The sequence below is a fragment of the Rubricoccus marinus genome, from assembly GCF_002257665.1.
Lineage (GTDB): Bacteria > Bacteroidota > Rhodothermia > Rhodothermales > Rubricoccaceae > Rubricoccus > Rubricoccus marinus.
In genome coordinates, this window is record NZ_MQWB01000011.1 from 56,242 (window position 1) to 72,584 (window position 16,343).

Below are 16,343 nucleotides of genomic sequence, written 5' to 3' on the forward strand. Positions count from 1 at the left end.
CCCCTCCTGTTGCGGCAAAAAAAAGAAGCCCGGCGACCACGCGGTCGCCGGGCTGAGGATGGGGGCTACGCATCGCCCCAGTCCGTTTCGGAGTACGCATCGGTCGTGTAGAGGAGGCTTCCGTAGTCCGAGGCTCCGAAGGAGCCGGGCGCGACGGTGTCTCGGTACGTGGCCCGGTAGGCGTACGGGCTCTCGTCGGCGACGGCGTGGGCCTCCGCCCAGGCCTTCCGGTCGTCGGCCCAATCGAGCCAGGCCGCCGCCGCTTGGTGCGCCCGGCTGATCGCAATGTGGACCTCCTCGGCCCGGCCATCGTCGGCCGGGATGCCTCCGGTCACGTGGTACCGAAGGACGGTGCCGGTCCCGTAGGCGTCCGACTCCAGCCGGATCAGAGGGGCCACCCACAGGGCGTCCTCCGGCGGCAGCTTGCCGAGCAGGTGCTTCCGGGTGTGCGTGCCCGTCCGGTCGGCGACTTCGAGGAAGAGGTGGACCTCGTCGGCCGTCGGATCATCGGGATCGACCTGGGCGATTCTGGCAACCAGTTCCGGGTACGTGTCTCCGCCAGAAGCTCGGGCCGCGAGCCGGGCCAGCCCAGCGGCCTCGCAGTCTTGGAGGCGCGATGGGAGAATGATTGACCGGCTACCGAGCCGGAAGCTCTCACGCAGGGCGTCTTCCTTCATGAGGTGCGGATGGAACTGGGGGCAGGACGCGCGCCGGAGCCAGCAGGCGAACCGGTACCAGGTACGGGCCTGAGCGTAGTGCGGACGGGAGTACGTGCGGGGCATAACGGGACCTCTTGGGATCGTGAGGGCCGCTGTGCCCGAGGACCCGAGTGGCCCCCGCTAGCCAGCGGCTTGATCCTTGCCAGCAGGCGTAAGGCCGGACAGCGCGGCTCGCCCGCGCGGTTGAGTCAAGGTGGAGCGCCCTCGCGCGGAGGGACCGTCGGGCAAATCGGTCTTCCGATTTGGTCGTCGCAGCGCGAGCACGGGGGCGACGACCTTGACGCTGTCCGGCCGTCGCCTAGCTTGCTGAAAACCGCTGCCACCACCCCGCCCCTCCTGCCGGTGTGCGGCCAGCGGACCGGCAGGGAGACCCGCCAGGTCCGGCAGGGCCTGACCGCCCCCCCCCTTACCACGTCTGGCGGCCGCTGCCGCCCACGCAGGCATCAGAGCAAGCGGCGCATCGCTTCTCGTCGTGTGGCCAGGCTCTCCTCTTCCGATACGATCCCTGACAGGCAATGGTAGGTTCGCTCTGCGGAGAGGGACAGCCACGCGCTGGCCTTCGATGAGCTGACCGCTGAACTCTCATGCCTTCTGTGGACCGACGTGACACGAACTGGTGCCTGATTACGGGGACGACGTCCTCGGGGAAGACCACGCTCTGTGAGTCGCTGTCGGGACGGGGGGCAATGGTGACGCCCGAGGTGACGCGGCTCTTGTTCTCATCGCTGATGGAAAGGGGAGTCACCCGCGAGCGCCTGGAGGCGAACGATCATGAGGTTCGCAATCTCGTCCTCGACCACGTGCTTCTCTTACACGAGAGACTCGCAGCTGCGTCCAGCGCGACGATCTTTTTCGATCGGGGGCTGATTGATCAGTTTGCCTTTTTTGGCATTTCCGGCATTGCCGATTCCTCCAGGATTGTGCGGGAGGCGACGACCGTTAGGTATCAACACGTCTTCGTGTTAGAGCCGCTCCAGTTCGTGCCCGATGGGATCCGAACGGAGGACCCTGAGAGACGGCGTCGCCTCCACGACCTCATCCTCAAATACAGCGAGGCCCTCGGGTACGATCCAATCCTGGTCCCAGCTCTGGCTCCAGATGATCGGGTTGAGTTCGTGCTCCGGGCGATGGGTCAACTCCGCCCGACCGGATCTCATCAGCGGGTGGCTGACGCAGTCGATGCGATGCGCCGCTCGGTCGAATCTCTCGACCCAAGGAGCATCTTGAGGCTCGGATGTCCCACCTCGTCATAGGATTCGGCCCGCGTTCAACATTGGCCGGGATGTATCCGCCGCGGTGCGCATCGTGATCCAACGCCGCCAAGGACCCGTCTTTCTGTCACCGAGGCGCAGGCAATCGGACGGCTTCAACGGCGTCCCGAAACTCACGCGCGCCTACGGCCATGCCTTCGGGGTGGGTGTCGACCGCCGTCGCGACGATGAGCATGAAGTCCGGGGACCCGACCGCCTCTAGATACTGCGCAACCCCCTCTGGGATTTTTCCTCCCGCTAAGATTGGCATTGCCGATCTCACGCCCTCCACAGGACCTCGAACGGCGTCAAGGAAGGGTGCTTCAGAGGGGGCGGTCTGAGTTGCAAAGGGGCCAGGTGCCATCACAAGGTCGGCACCGCTGAGCCGATGAAGACTCGCGAGGGCGGCGTCTGAGACCCCGAATCGAGGATGTCGCGAGAGGACATCCGACCACGTGTTGTGGCAAAGGATGGGGACCCCAAACTCGTCGGCTAGCTCACCACACACCTCAAGACCCTGGAGGGCGGAACTGACAAGAAGAGCGTCCGCCCCATTGGCGACGGCTGCATTGGCGATGGCGAGCGTCTGGGAGCGCGATCCGATCGCGTTGGCGACGTAGAGCTTCCGCTCCCCGGTCTGGTCCTCGGCATTTCGCACAGCCTTAGCGACGGTTCTCGCCCGCCTTGCGGCGGCGTCGGCGCCGCGAGCGAGCGTGAGCTCGTCGTCCTTCACGGCATCGAACCCTGCTAACAGGACGAGCTCTGCCATTTCGGCCATCTCATCGTCGGTCGCGCCCACTGCGGGTCGGGCGGACCGGCAGAGCAGCGGCCGACCGAAGACGCCGGCTACGTCCCGTAGGCCGCGGACCCCAAATCGCGGCCCCCGGATCGCAGCACTGGACGGGATGCGGAAGTCCTCAATCTGCAGCGCCCTCACGAACCCGAATCGATGCACCTCTGCGCCGATGATGGTCCAAACGTGCGTGAGGCTGGCAGGACTGCCGGGAAACGGGTACGCGATTTCGACCCGCGCCCACCTCGTCTCTTGGCTGGGTGCTGACTCGTGGGGAGTCAGCGCGTAGTGCTCAATGCCGGAGGGGGGTGCGTCTGGGAGGGACTCGACAGACACGACCCGGGCGGCGAACGCGTCCGCGTCAACGGGCCGCCCGGTATGGGGGATGTTGGGGCTCACAGCGCTCTGCTCTTGGGCGAGCATGGTCGCGACCCGTTCGGGATCGTGCGAGGTCTCAACGACGTATGTAGCCCAGACGTACCGCTCGGGGTCAAGCCCTGCACGCCACCAGAACATAGCGGGGTCGGCGTCGAGTTGACCGTTTGAACTCATTGCTCTGTATTTGTACAAGTCTCGCTTTTCCGCGAGTGATGGAAACTACCCCTCCCCTTCCGCCGCCGCCTGAGGAAGGAGCACCGCCCCCGCTGCCCGCTCCAAGGCCTTCATCGCCCACGCCGACCGACGAATGGCTACGACTGGAGTACCAAGCATTTAACGACCGGTGGCAGAACGGGGTCGTTCAACGGCGTGCGGGGCTAGCGTTCTTCACAGGAGTCCAGGGGGCCATCCTCACCGTAATCGGGGACCAATTGGTGGCCTTGGATCTCAGGGGGTACGCCCTGGCGATCTTTGGGCTCATTGTGTGCCTCGTGGCTTGGAACAACGAGCGGAGGATCGGTGCCTACATGGAGGGGTACCGAAAGCGAGCGATCGAGATCGAACGCGGAAGTGGGGTATCGCTCATCACGAAGGGCAAAGAGCGGGCGGACACCGCCGGCACATTCTCCAACCGCAAGGTTTTCCAGCTTTACTACTTCGTCATGCTAGTCGGTTGGATCGCTGTCCTTGTCGCGAACCTCGGTAGCGGTCCTTCGGAGGCGATGGGAGACCGACCCGAGCAGGACGCGGTCGCGGCTCCGACGAGCGCACTTGATCCGGAGAAAGCAGTTCTGTGGGCTCACGCCGTCGAGCGCCCGAGCGCGGTCCCGTCGAGTGGGAGGTCTACTTAACTGTAGGTAGCGGATCGGCGGCATCACTACTGCTCCGCCGCGCGTTGCATTGGCCTCCGTACTTGCTCAACCCAGGCTCGGACTTCGGCTGCTCGCAGGACACCGCCTGACTTGGGGACGGCCGCCACGACCTCATGCTTGAACCGCTGGTAGAGCATGTCTGCCGCCCGCTCGTCCACGAGCGCGAGCAGCACGCTCCGCGCGAGGTCGGCTGGGCCGGACCCGCCGTATCCCCACTCGATGCCGGTCGGTGAGTGCCGAGCGACGTGGGGGACCGAGGCGCGGGCCTCTCCTTCCGGCGTGCGCCACAAGACGATGTCGTCGGGCTCCCCCGAGGACCGGCTACCGTCCAGCGACTCGTGCTCGGGGAGAACGGGGACTCGGGCCGGGGCCGTTCGGACGCGAGACTCGCCCGGCACGACGAGCCGGAGCGGGCTGCGGCTGGGCACGGATGGCGCGCCGTCGCCACCGTGGGACGCGTTCGCGAGCCCCGCCAGGGCATCACCGACGTGGCCGAAGGCGACGTTGCACCCGAGTCGGTAGCCGCGCTCGCCCCGTCCCGTCACGCGGGAGAGGTAGACCCGGAATCCGAACGGCACGAGCGGCCGGACCCAGCCGAGGTGCTTGGGCTGGACGCGGCCGAGCACGCGACCGCCATGCGAGGCGACGAGGTGATCGCCTCTGGCGTCGAGGTCGAGGGCGAGCCAGGCCGCTTTCGGATCCTGGGAGAGCGACCGGAGAAACGGCTGATGGCGCGAGGTGCCGACGAGCTTCGAGGGGACGGCGAAGGACGAGGCGCGGTGGTGGACGCTGAAGGCGCAGGCGTCGAAGGCCTTGGTGTCCAGCGTATCCGGCTGCATTCGGGAATGGTCGCTCGCGAACGCGCGCCAGGAGCGGGCCTGACGCGCGATCTGACGGGTGCGGATGTCGGACTCGGGGATGTGCGTCCCAGCGGACGTCCAGACGTCCGTAGCGGTGCGAATGCCGCCAGAGGCTCTGGGGCTTGAACGGGTGTGGGCGGGGTGTGCCATCGGGATCGGGGCCTCCCCCGGTCTGGTTTGGGTGGTGGCGCCAGCGGCGGGGCCTCTGGCGCGGGGAGTGAGGCCCGGCATCGAAACTGGGCCTCGTGTCGGATGCGGCGCGAGCGGACTCGCGGACCGCAGCGCCGGGTTAGCGAGAGCGACTAGAAGGGCATCCAGTCGTCGACCTCGACCGCCTCGGTCGACGGCTGGACCGGCTCCGGGTCAGGCTCAGGAACAGGGCCGTAGGCGTCGAGCGCGGCCTCGGCTCGCGCGTGGGCTCTCTCGTCGCAGACGGCCGACGGCAGACCCGCGCCCGCGTCGTCGAAGCCCGCGAGGTAGGCCTCCAGGCCAAATCCGTAGAGCCGCTCGAACCACCGGCTGTAGGCCCACGCGCTCGCGTGGCGGTGCCGCCAGGTGAGTTCGGCGAACCGGAGCGGCGTCATGTGGTGACGGAGGCACTTCGCCTCGGTATCCCACACGGCCCGCGAGCCCGTTTGGTAGATCCACTCGGTCAGCGGGCGCTCGGCGTAGCCGTCGGCGAGGCAGGCCTCGTAGCCCGCCTGATAGGACGCTTCATCGTGGGCGTCGCGGTCCGGTTCAGGGAGACACCGGCAGAGCAGGCGGTTGCAGCCGTGGCAGAAGTCGCCGGGGCCGGGCATGGATCTCGACATGGGTCTCGAAGAGGAGAGTCGCAGAACGAACTCCAGCCGAGTGCCGGGGCCGCTCCTCGCCCGAGGGGAGCGGCCCTCCGGCGCCGCTAGGCTGCCCGGCGCAGCGCGCCCCGCCCCTCACCGCCTCGGATCTCGACCACAGGCCGGTGCTCCGTCACCGCCCGGAGGACGCCCGTCGTCCTCCCCCCTGTCGGGACGAAGAACCGGGTGCGGAAGGCATGGACCTCGGCGAAGACCCCGTCGGCCTCCAGCTCGCGCATCGCGGCCAGGTCCGGCCCCACGAGTTCGATCCGGGGCTCGTTCGCCACACGTCGGCGGCGGAGTTGCCAGCCGTTGGCGAGATCGGCCTCAGCTCCGGCTACCAGGCGCTCAGCCAGCGCGTCGGGCGTGATCTTGACGCGGTCGCCAGAGGCCCCGAGAGCCTTGAGCGTCGCGCTCAGGTGCTCCGGCATGACGGCCCGGCCGATCATGCGCTCGCCCGCGTCCGTCTGGGCGCGGTAGATCCTCGGGTGCCCCGCGATCCGGTCCCAGATGGGCAGGATGGTCCCGGTCACGAGATGGATGGGCTCGGTCGTGAACTCAGGCGCGGCGTCGACGCCAGCGGCCCAGAGCGCCTTGGCGTCGTCCGTGGGTACGGGCCGGTGGCCTCCCTCCTCCCCTGCCCTGTTGATCTCGGTCTCGTCCATCAGCCGGTTCGAGCGCACGCCGACCCGGCGCACGCGTTGGACGATGCGTCCGGTCTCGGTCGTCCGGCTCCCGGCGCGGAAGAGCGCGTAGGGCTGTCCGCTCCGGCGGTTCTGGACGAACCCGAGCCACGAGCCCATCGCCTGAGAGTCTTTGGCCCAGCGCCAGATTTCGTCCCAGTCCACGATCTCCGTCCGCCGCGTGAGCTCCAGCGTCACGACCTGCGTCGTCGCGCCGGACCGCTCGTGCGTGTAGACGAGCCGCTCGTCGGTCTTGACCACGCGCTCGGCCCGAATCGTCTCGACGCCGAGGTCGAGCGTCCCTGCCTCCCGAGCCGCCTCGGTGGCCTCAAGGAGGTAGCCGTACCATGAATCGAAGACGGCGTCCATGGCGCCGGTTTGGAGCGAGAGCAAGCGGTTCAAGAACTTCGGCACCTCGGGGACGGCGCTCACGTTGAGCTGCCCGTCCTGGTCCAGAACCTTGATGCCCATCTGCTCCTCGACGAGCGCCGGCGTGACGCCCGAGGCGACCGCCCGACCCTCGCCCCGGTAGAGGTCGACGAACCAGTTGTGCAGGCTGGCGCGGGAGAGCGGGGTCTCCAGGTTGAACTCGCTCGACAAGAGGCCCTGGCTCGCCGTCTGCCGCTGGCCCTTCGTGAGCGCGCCGAGTTGGTCGAGCCGCCGCGCGATGGTGGAGAGGAAGCGGCGCTGGGCTTTGAGGTTGGTGGTCACGAGCACGAGCTCAGGCGGGCACGCCTGGTTGGCCCGGTGGACCCGGCCCATGCCCTGCACGCACCGCGCGCTGCTCCAGCCGGGCTCGACGCAGTAGAGGACCCGGCGCTGCTGGTTCTCGGCCGCGAGATCGGCGTGGTAGCTCCGGCCGGTGCCGCCGGCCTGGCTGAAGACGAGCACCCGGCGCTTGCCCGCCATGAACTCGTCGGCCTCGGCGTTGCACGTCCGCCTCGTCCGGCGCTCCTCGACGACCTGCTCGATGCCATCGACGGTCTTGGTGACGAACCGCCGCGATCTGCCCGTCACCTCGGCCACGGCGTCGGGTCCGAAGTGGGCGACGACCTGGTCGAGCACGCCGTGGGGCACGGACACCGCCCCCACCTCCAGCATCAGCCGGTCCCTCGCGGCCACGGCCGCAGGCGACTGGACGAAGTCTCCCGCTGCGTTCTTGACGGGCCGCGAACGGACTCGGCCCTCGTCGTCGAGGTACTCCTCGTAGAGCGTGGTCGGGAAGCTGGCCTCGACGAACTGCAAGAGTTGGTCGCGTGGCGTCACATCGAGGTCCCGGAGGTCCTCCCCGTTCGCAACGGCCTTCGCGTAGGCTCGCTCGGTGGCCGCCTCCATCGTGGACACCAACTGCACGACGCAGCTCTCGCCCGCGTCCAAGCGCGCCTCCATGTCCCGGATCAGGCTCGGCGCGCTCATGGCTACCAGCACGTGCAGGAAGAACCGCTGATGGGCGCCCCAGAACTGGCTGTAGGCTGCGGCCCGGGCGCGCCCGCACTTGTCCGCCTTCGTGACTTCGAGCGCGTCCTGGATGTTGCGGAGCACGACCTGCCACGCCTCGGCGCAGCGGTCATAGGTCTGAGCCTGGTGGGATTCGAGGTCGTGGACGAGCGTGCGGTAGTCGACGCCGTCGTAAGAAACGGACCGGGCGAGGTAGAGCCCCATCGACTTCAGGTCCTTCGCCACCAGCTCCATCGCGGCGATGCCACCGGCACTGACTTTCTCGACGAACGCCTCGACGGTCGGGAAAGGGGTGCCCCGGCCCCAGAGGCCAAGGCGGGCGGCGTAGGCAAGGTTGGCGACCTCGGTGGCGCCTGTGGCGCTGGCGTAGACGATGCGGGCATTGGGGAGCCGCTCTTGCAACTCCACACCGACGAGCGCCCGCTGGGACGCCTTCTGGATGCCTCGGCTGCCCTGACGGTCGAGGGCGGAGGCCATGTTGTGCGATTCGTCGAAGACTACGACGCCCTCGAACTCGGCCTCGGAGGATGGCCCACCATCCTCTCCCCCACCGGCGAGCCAGGCCACGACCTGCTCGAGCCGGTCGATGCCGGTCTGCCGGCGGCCGCTGCCGGCCGCGCCGTCGCGTTCGCGGGGCTTGCCTTTGAGCGTGTCGTAGCTCGCGAAGCAGACGCCCTCGGCCTGCTGAATGGGTCCCTTGCACGCGCCGAGGTCGAAGACGAAGTCCTCCGGGCCGCCGAGCGCGGTCCAGTCGCGGATGGCGTCGCGCATGAGGTTGCAGTTCTCGGACACCCAGAGGGCGCGGCGGCGCCCCTGGAGGATGTTGTCGAGGAGGATGGCGGCTGAGGTGTTGTGGGTCACGATGAAGTCGTCCGTGACGTAAAGCCGGGATTCGGCCTCGACCGCGATGCATTGGGCCTCCATATCACCCACGTACTCGACTGACTGGATGTAGCGCCGGGCCGGGTACTTCTCGCGCGGGCCGCACCGCTCAGCCTTCCGGCGGAGACGGAACGGCGCCAGCCGGTGGGTGAGTGTGATCGTCGTCGCGAAGCAGTCGCGCTTGGGCGTCTTCTTGACCCGCTTCCGGGCCACGCCGCCGAGGGACTGGACAAGGAAGACCACGTCATCGGCGAGACGCTCGGAGGTCGTGTAGTGGATAGTGACCCCACGAGGGTCCGCGTACCCGTCGGAGTCCATGAGCCCACGGAGCACGGCGAGCCGGACGGCGACGGTGTTGAAGAGGTAGTCCTCGGGGACCCACTTCTCCCACGCCCGCTTTCCGCAGAGCCCGAGCGCACGGACGCCGTTCAGAACTGGGTTCCGGTGCTTCGGGAGCCCTCGCGTCGTCCGAGTCCCCCCGGTTACATCGTAGTGGTACTCCCGCGACGGGACCTTCCGGAGCATCGCGCCCTTTGGAAGAGCCGCCCGGGTCCGTTCGACCATCTCGGCCTCGCCGAGCGTGAGTTGGATGCTGCTCTGGCGGATGCACCCGTCGCCGATCATGACGCCCAGGAGGTACGGGTCGACCGGGACCTCGCGGGCCTCGAACGCGACCGGGGCCACGAGAGGGACCGAGTGGCAGAGGTGGAGCGACTCGCGGATCTCGCGGAGCGTCCGGACATCGGGCTTGGGGTAATTGATGCCCCACCCCTTCTTCTGGTAGTACCGCTGGCGCTTCGTCTGTGTGAGCCAGAGGTGGTCGTCCGTGCACTCGGTCGCGGAGCCGTCCGAGAACGTCACGCGGTAGACGGCCATCTCGCCCTGCGGGAAGACGCCGGTCACGCGCGTCGGGCGGCCGTCGTCGGAGACGACGAGGTCGCCAACCTGGATTTCCCCCATGAACCGCCAACCTGTCGGCGTGAGGACGCGGGCGTGGAGGGGTTGAGCACGGCCTTTTCCAACGCCCGTCGCGTCGCCGATGAAAAAGCCTTGCCGTGGCCCCTTCTCGTCGGTGCTGGTCCCAGGCAGGTGCGATCTGTGCGCGTCGCCCGTTCGGCAGACGGCCTCCAGTTGGGCGTCAGAGATCGTGCCGCGCTCCACGAGATGCCGAGGAAGGGTAGGCCGGTAGAAGCACGGCGGCGCGGTGGCCGCGGCCATGGCCGCCGACTCGACGAGCCGTGTCGGGTGCGGCTGGCTACCGACGACTCGGACCTGCGGCCGGTAGGCGTCGAACACGGACGCGGTGAGCGCACCGGTCTGGACTGCTTCCGTCGTCGTCTCGACCGCCAGAGGCTGGGTGTCTGCGAAGGGCCACGATGACGTGGGCTGCGCTGACGGAGCTGACCTGGCCCGTAGGTGAGGAGGCGTCGTACCCAGGCTCGCGATTCTGGGTGCGAGGAGGGCAAAGAGGTCGAGTTGTTCGACCGACGTAGCTGCCGCCTTCGAGGCGGCATGGGAGGCGGAGGGAGCCATCGGGTGTTCCAGTTGGCGACTGGTGCGGAACCCTCCAAGGGGCTCCGGCCCGCCGCGTTGACGGGCTCGCCCATCGGCCCGGCATCGCGGGGGGTGGGGAAGCCAGCGTTCGACCACGACCTGCCTCTCCTTTCCGGTCCGTCCTCCCCACCCTCGCCCTTCTCTACTCGCCGAGATCAGGAAGGAGAGAGTTGGTTCGACCGTCGGAAGCCACACGGCGGCGGAGCCAGAGCGAGGGCTCTAGTTTCATGCAAGAAGCGGAGGGCAGGAGAAGCGGTGTGTCGACCGAGCCCAAGCCACCAAGCGTGCTCATCTTGTCGCCTAATCACATCCTCCGCCGAAGAACCCCACATGCCAAGCTTGCTCGCACAGGCGACCCAGGCGGCCGCAGACTCCCTTTCAGTGGGAGCCGACTGTGAGCCGGACACGTTCGGGTTCTGGTCTGGCCTCGCGTCGATCGTGGGGCTCTTGCTGACGATCTACGGTGTGCACAAAGCACGCAAGGGCGAGAAGGCCCAGCAAGCCGCGGCCCGCACGCTGGCTAATGCAGAGGCTCTACGTGACCAGTACACGCGGAAGCAACGTCTCCCGGAATACCGGAGCAAGCTGGATGCTCACGCGACACGCCTGAACACCCTGCTGAGCGAGTTCACAGCGAACCAAGCGGAGGCCCAGGAGGTCACCAGTCTCATCGTTCAGACGCTTTCCCTCCTGGTCGTCCACCTGCGAGGCCAGCACCTCGACGTGGTCACCGATCTGTCTCAGCAAATCAAGCAGCGATCCGGACTCATCAACCTGAAAAGTGGCCAGACCGTCAGGAGCTGTACCCGTCAGATCGTTACGTACCTCGAACTCGTCATCGAAGACGAGCAAGCCAAATCGCTATGAGTAAGACGCACTACACTACCGAACAGGCCGCGCGGGTCATAACCGATGTGTTGGATCAGACCCAAGCGGGCGATCTCATCTGGACGCGATCTCGCCCCGCGCTCACTGACCTGTCGACGGACCTCTCGGTGCAGCCCAAGGAGCACTTCGAGGCGACGGCGGAGCACGAGCGCTACGTACTTCGGGTGGGTATCGACCAGTCCGGTGACATCTCACACACCTTGTTCATTCCTGGGGACGAAGGCGAGCTGACGGCGCTCCGTTCGGATCAACCTGCTCTCCTCGAACCCTACCTGAAAGATCTGTACCGGGCCGTGACAGCTCAGCGCCGGTTGTTGGAGCGGGCAGGAACTGGGGAGGTGGGGTCGAATCGCGATCTTGCAACGGCGTCTGACCTGGCCTCGTGGGCAGCGAACCGGCGCGACGCGCAGTCGACACTGCCCCAGCTCGTTCGCCGGTTGGTGACGGCGACGGCGACGGACTTGACTCGGGTCTCCGTCCGTGCGGGGGAGGGCGTCGGCCTACCGGGATGGGACGGGATTGTCGAGGCCGCTGGGTGGTCCGCTTTCGTACCGGAGGGTCTATCCGTGTGGGAAATGGGCGTCGGGGAACCCGAAGGCAAAGCCCAAAAGGATTACCGGAAGCGTACTGACGAGCCTGGGAACATCGATCCGGCTGCGACTACGTTCGTATTTGTGTCACCGAAGCGATGGAGGGAGAAAGACGCATGGGTCGAGCGCCGAAAAGCGGATGGGGTCTGGAAGGACGTTCGCGTGATCGACGGAGACGACCTCGAAGCCTGGCTGGAGACGGCCCCTTCGGTCCACGCGTGGATCTCGGACCTTCTCGGCAAAGACGTGTGGGAGGCCGAGAGCTTGGAACGGTGGTGGGATGCGTGGTCCGAGGCCACGCGCCCTCCTCTCCCCGCGGCGGTCCTGATCTCGGGCCGAGACGAGGAGGTGCAACGCGTGCTGTCGTTCTTGTCCGAGACGGAGGGGTCTACGTCGGTCGTGGGAGATAGCCAAGATGAGGCCCTCGCGTTCCTCGCAGCAGCGCTTGCCGGGGCTCCGCGGCGCCTCGACCGTTCGCTCATCGTCCGGACGCAGGCCGCATGGCGGCGGCTGTCGACGTGGCCGACTCCGCTCGTTCTCCTTCCAACGTTTGAGCGTCCTCCGGTCGCGAGCGCCGTTCAGGCTGGGCACCACGTCATCGTCCCGCTCGGACGGGAGGCCAAAACGTCGGGGGGCATCCAGCTTCCCCGAGTGCGTCGGGCTGGCATCGAGAAGGCGCTCCAAGAGGCGGGCCTTCTACGTGACCGGGCCTCGGACCTCGCGACGCTCGGCCGGCGAAGCCTGTTCTCGCTGCGGCGAAAGCTCGCCGTCAACCCGGACGCGGATCGTCCCGAGTGGGCGGAGCCCGAACACGCGCGGACGATCGCGCTGGCGGTGCTGGCGGGGTCGTGGAACGACGCGGCCGAGGGCGACCGCGCGGCTGTCGGCGAGATCGCCGGGCGGAGCTACGACGAAGTCGCGCAGGCGCTGACGCGCTGGGTGAACACGTCGAACCCACCGGTGCGGCGGGTAGGCGAGGTCTGGCTCGTAGCTGCCAAGGCGGACGCGTGGGCGCTGACGGCGCACGCGCTGACCTCGGACGATCTCGACCGATTCCGTACGGTCGCGCTGACGGTGTTGGGGGGAGACGACCCGGCGCTCGACCTCCCGCCAGACCAGCGCGCGGGTGCCAGCATCCTGGGTAAGCAGCGCGCGCACTCGCCAATGTTCGTGAACGCCCTGGCCGACACGCTTGCGATGATGGCCGTGGCTGACGACGACGTGCCGCTCGTTGGAGGAAGGCGAGGTGCGACCGAAGCTGGGGTGGTCGTCCGCACCGTTCTAGACGCCGCGAACGAGGACGAGTCGGGGAGGCTCTGGCACGCGGCATCGTCAGCGCTCCCGCTGATGGCCGAGGCCGCGCCGGAGGTGTTCCTGAGCGCTGTGGAGTCGGGCGCCCGCGACGCCGACGGCCCCGTATTGACCCTCTTTCAGGAGGACACGGGCTTCTTGTCGTCGAGTTCGCCGCACCCATCATTGCTGTGGGCGCTCGAAACGCTCGCGTGGCATCCGGACTACCTCCCACGGGCCGCGCGCGCGCTGGCGATCCTGACACGACTGGCTCCACCGGTCAAGATCCTTAATCGGCCGTTCAACAGTCTTCAATCCATTCTGGTGCTCTGGTCGAACGGGACGGCGGCATCGTTGGACGCCCGGGTCCAGATCCTGGACCTCCTCCGCAAATACGAACCGGACGTGGCGTGGTCTCTCTCGCTCGCGCTTATTCCGTCGGGATCGGACAGTACATCTCCGCCGTCCTCGCCGGCGTACCGAGATTGGAAGCCTGACGACTTGAGACGTGGGGTCCGGGCTGACGAATTCGACCGAGCGCTCGACGGAGTGGTTCGTCGAGCCAGCGAGTACGCGGCGACCGATGGGGAGCGGTGGGCGGCGCTGGTCAAGAAGACGGCGTCCTCTGCTTACCCCGTTCGGGACCTGGTTCTCTCTGGATTGGAAGCGCTCGACCCAGATGCTCTGACAGACGATGGGCGGCGGGCGCTATACCGAACGCTCCGAGAGATCGCGAACCGACATAAGCGCTACCCGGATGCTCAATGGTCGATGTCCCCAGAAGGGATCCAGCGTCTCAACGCACTCGCGCCAAAATTCGAGCCCACCTCAGCGGTACACCGAAACAGCTGGCTCTTCGATCGTGAGGCCGCCGACGCATTCGTGACGGACGACGAGGACGACTACGACGAGCAGAACAGGCTCTGGGCTATCGCGCAGGACACTGCACTCCTGGAGGTCCTGGGAGAGATCGGCGTCGGTGACCTGTCTGCTTGGGTCGACACGCTTTCTGATCGTGAGTACTCCGCACGGCTGGTTGGTGAGGCGCTCGCCCGGGTACTACCTCGGGACACCGCCGCGCTGGACCTCCTCACATCCGAAGACGAAACAGACAGGCGGATCGGGACGAGCTATGTCTGGCCTGCGGCGCAGCTGAACGGTCCGGAATGGGCCGAGTCCGTTCTCGCGGAGCGAGCGGAGCAGTGGCCGGCTGAAACAACATCACTTTTCTTGAGGGCTCTTCCCAGATCACCGTCGGTCTGGACACTGGCCGAGGCTTGGGGACCCGAGATTGACAAGGCGTATTGGGAGCAGGTTCACCCCTTTGCGCTGCCTTCGGAGGGCGAGGTTGCCCTCGAAGCGGCACGCAAGCTGACCGCAGCGGGCCGCGCTCGCGCGGCGCTGCACCACTTCCAACGGATCCTTTACCGAGACGCGGATGCGGTACCGCTGGATCTATTGGCGGACACGTTGGAGGCAGCCCTCCAGACGAGTGAGGGTGCAGTTGATGCAACCACGGCTCATGACATTGGCAAGCACCTCGACCGGCTAGACGAAGCCGACTTCGACTCCGACCGTCTGGCTGCGCTCGAATGGGCCTACCTCCCTCTGTTTAGGTTCGACCGACGCCAGTCGGGCGTGCTCCACCGCGAGCTCGCGGAGAACCCCGAGTTCTTCGTCCAAATCCTCTCGTTCGCATTCCGGGGACGCGGCGAGGAGCCGACGGAACTGACGGAGGCAGAGCAGAACCGAGCAAGCAACGCGCACACACTCCTCGAGTCGTGGCGGACTGTTCCGGGTCAGGGCGACGACGGCACCATCGACGCCCAGGTGCTCGACGCGTGGGTCGATGAGGCGCGGCGTCTGCTGAGCGAGGCCAACCGCTCGGAGGTCGGAGACCAGTACATCGGCCGTGTCCTTCGCTACGGTCCAGAGCCCGAGGCTGTCTTTTCTGGAACGCCGGAAGGGGACACTGACGCCCCCCGCCAGCGCGTGTGGCCTGCCGAGGCGATCCGCGACGTGATCGAAAGGGTCGCGAGCGAGGACCTCGAAACGGGATTCGCATTGGAGGTTTACAACAGTCGCGGTACCACTTCGCGCGGGATGACCGACGGCGGCGACCAGGAGCGCGCTTTGGTTCGGACGTATCGCCAGTACGCTGCGCACGTGGGCGCGATGTACCCGCGGACTGCAGCCATGTTGAAGCGAATCGCGGATTCCTATCTCCGTGACGCCGAGCGGTACGACCGGGATGCGGCTCTTACGGAGGACACATGGCGATGAGCGCGGGTGGCCGAAGGGTAGCGCTACCCTTCGGCCACCCAATCGACGCGCGCTGGCGGCAACTACAACGATCAACGGGCTCGCGAGGACCACGCCGAGGGCGTAGCTCTGCACGGCGCCCCGTGGCGCGGGCACAAATTCGGACATCTGGGCCATACCAGACGTCTTGACACCCACCCACTCCGGTCCCGTCACCGACGAAGAAGCCCTGCCTCGCGCCAGAGGCCCCGCCTTCTCCGGGCAGGTGCTCGGCGTGGGCAGCGCCCGCGCGGCACACGGTCTCGAGTTGGGCGTCGGAGAGGATGCCACGGGCCACGAGGTGCCCAGGAAGCAGCGGGCTGTAGTCGCATTCGGGCGCCGTGGCCGCCGCCATCGCCGCCGACTCGACGAGGCGCGTCGGGTGGGGCTGGGCGCCGAGCACGCGGACACTCGGGCGGTAGGCGTCGAAGACGCTGGCGGTGAGCGCGCCCGAGGCCGCGGTCTCCGCTGCGACGTCGACCGCCAGAGGCCGGGCATCCTCGAAGGGCCAGGTCGCTCGGGCGTTCAGCTGGGGGCTCGGGTTCGCCAGAGGCCTCTGGCGAGGAGGGTCCGGAGCGAGAACGGCGGCGCGGGGCGCGAGGAGGGCGAAGAGGTCAAGTTGCTCGGCCGGTGATGTCGTCGCGCTCGTTGCGACATGGGAAGCGAAGGGGGCCACGGGATTTCTGGCTGGCACGGAGTGCGGAGCCACGACCCGGGACACTCCCAGGTGGGCTCCGGCCCGCCGCGTTGACGGGCTCGCCCACCGGCCCGGCATCGCGGGGGTCGCGTCCGACCCCGTTCACGATCTACGCACTCGCCGACATTGACCGCCAGCGGTGGCCCGTCTTCGCGCTCCATGACATCCCGGGGGTCTGCCTCGGCCGGCTGCCCGAGTTCCTCGACGGCCTCGACCGGCGCGGTGCCGAGACCATCCGTACGTTCCCGCCCGACGTTACGCCGATCGTTCGGGGGGGACGGTCGGTGATGTCGGG

General features: G+C 67.5%; 10 protein-coding genes. 4 read left to right on the forward strand and 6 right to left on the reverse strand.

Features of this window, described 5'->3' with window-relative positions; genetic code table 11:
• Nucleotides 1-65: 65 nt before the first annotated feature.
• On the reverse strand, nucleotides 66-782 hold the full coding sequence (locus BSZ36_RS17700; RefSeq protein WP_143536984.1) for a hypothetical protein: 717 nt from the start codon (nucleotides 780-782) through the stop codon (nucleotides 66-68).
• A gap of 530 nt (nucleotides 783-1,312) precedes the next feature.
• Here BSZ36_RS17700 and BSZ36_RS17705 point away from each other — a divergent pair.
• Nucleotides 1,313-1,972 (forward strand): ATP/GTP-binding protein, encoded by a 660-nt coding sequence (locus tag BSZ36_RS17705; RefSeq protein WP_218827752.1) that lies wholly within the window; start codon nucleotides 1,313-1,315, stop codon nucleotides 1,970-1,972.
• 85 nt (nucleotides 1,973-2,057) lie between these two features.
• Here BSZ36_RS17705 and BSZ36_RS17710 read toward each other — a convergent pair whose 3' ends face one another.
• On the reverse strand, nucleotides 2,058-3,332 hold the full coding sequence (locus BSZ36_RS17710) for a RuBisCO large subunit C-terminal-like domain-containing protein (RefSeq protein WP_143536985.1): 1,275 nt from the start codon (nucleotides 3,330-3,332) through the stop codon (nucleotides 2,058-2,060).
• A 242-nt stretch (nucleotides 3,333-3,574) separates the two neighbouring features.
• Between BSZ36_RS17710 and BSZ36_RS17715 the strand changes: the two genes are divergently transcribed.
• Complete coding sequence (locus BSZ36_RS17715) at nucleotides 3,575-3,991, forward strand: hypothetical protein (protein ID WP_094551778.1); 417 nt, start codon at nucleotides 3,575-3,577, stop codon at nucleotides 3,989-3,991.
• 26 nt (nucleotides 3,992-4,017) lie between these two features.
• Here the strand turns inward: BSZ36_RS17715 and BSZ36_RS17720 are convergent, their stop codons facing one another.
• From BSZ36_RS17720 to BSZ36_RS17730, 3 genes are all read right to left on the reverse strand, one after another.
• A complete protein-coding gene (locus BSZ36_RS17720) occupies nucleotides 4,018-5,022 on the reverse strand; it encodes a DUF6166 domain-containing protein (RefSeq protein ID WP_143536986.1) in 1,005 nt (334 codons plus the stop codon).
• 152 nt (nucleotides 5,023-5,174) lie between these two features.
• Complete coding sequence (locus BSZ36_RS17725) at nucleotides 5,175-5,672, reverse strand: hypothetical protein (protein WP_094551782.1); 498 nt, start codon at nucleotides 5,670-5,672, stop codon at nucleotides 5,175-5,177.
• Nucleotides 5,673-5,770: 98 nt separating this feature from the next.
• On the reverse strand, nucleotides 5,771-10,024 hold the full coding sequence (locus tag BSZ36_RS17730; RefSeq protein WP_179271282.1) for a strawberry notch-like NTP hydrolase domain-containing protein: 4,254 nt from the start codon (nucleotides 10,022-10,024) through the stop codon (nucleotides 5,771-5,773).
• 588 nt (nucleotides 10,025-10,612) lie between these two features.
• Here BSZ36_RS17730 and BSZ36_RS17735 point away from each other — a divergent pair.
• On the forward strand, nucleotides 10,613-11,149 hold the full coding sequence (locus BSZ36_RS17735; RefSeq protein WP_094551786.1) for a hypothetical protein: 537 nt from the start codon (nucleotides 10,613-10,615) through the stop codon (nucleotides 11,147-11,149).
• On the forward strand, nucleotides 11,146-15,333 hold the full coding sequence (locus BSZ36_RS17740; protein WP_094551788.1) for a hypothetical protein: 4,188 nt from the start codon (nucleotides 11,146-11,148) through the stop codon (nucleotides 15,331-15,333). Before BSZ36_RS17735 ends, BSZ36_RS17740 begins: the two co-directional genes overlap by 4 nt.
• Here the strand turns inward: BSZ36_RS17740 and BSZ36_RS20185 are convergent.
• On the reverse strand, nucleotides 15,311-16,126 hold the full coding sequence (locus tag BSZ36_RS20185) for a strawberry notch-like NTP hydrolase domain-containing protein (protein WP_094551790.1): 816 nt from the start codon (nucleotides 16,124-16,126) through the stop codon (nucleotides 15,311-15,313). The genes BSZ36_RS17740 and BSZ36_RS20185 overlap by 23 nt on opposite strands.
• Nucleotides 16,127-16,343: the final 217 nt, after the last annotated feature.

Coding starts and splice junctions, on each gene's coding strand:
- BSZ36_RS17725 (WP_094551782.1), bottom strand. CDS start 5,672: ATGCCCGGCCCCGGCGACTTCTGCCACGGCTGCAACCGCCTGCTCTGC.
- BSZ36_RS17700 (WP_143536984.1), bottom strand. CDS start 782: ATGCCCCGCACGTACTCCCGTCCGCACTACGCTCAGGCCCGTACCTGG.
- BSZ36_RS17740 (WP_094551788.1), top strand. CDS start 11,146: ATGAGTAAGACGCACTACACTACCGAACAGGCCGCGCGGGTCATAACC.
- BSZ36_RS17735 (WP_094551786.1), top strand. CDS start 10,613: ATGCCAAGCTTGCTCGCACAGGCGACCCAGGCGGCCGCAGACTCCCTT.
- BSZ36_RS20185 (WP_094551790.1), bottom strand. CDS start 16,126: ATGCCGGGCCGGTGGGCGAGCCCGTCAACGCGGCGGGCCGGAGCCCAC.
- BSZ36_RS17720 (WP_143536986.1), bottom strand. CDS start 5,022: ATGGCACACCCCGCCCACACCCGTTCAAGCCCCAGAGCCTCTGGCGGC.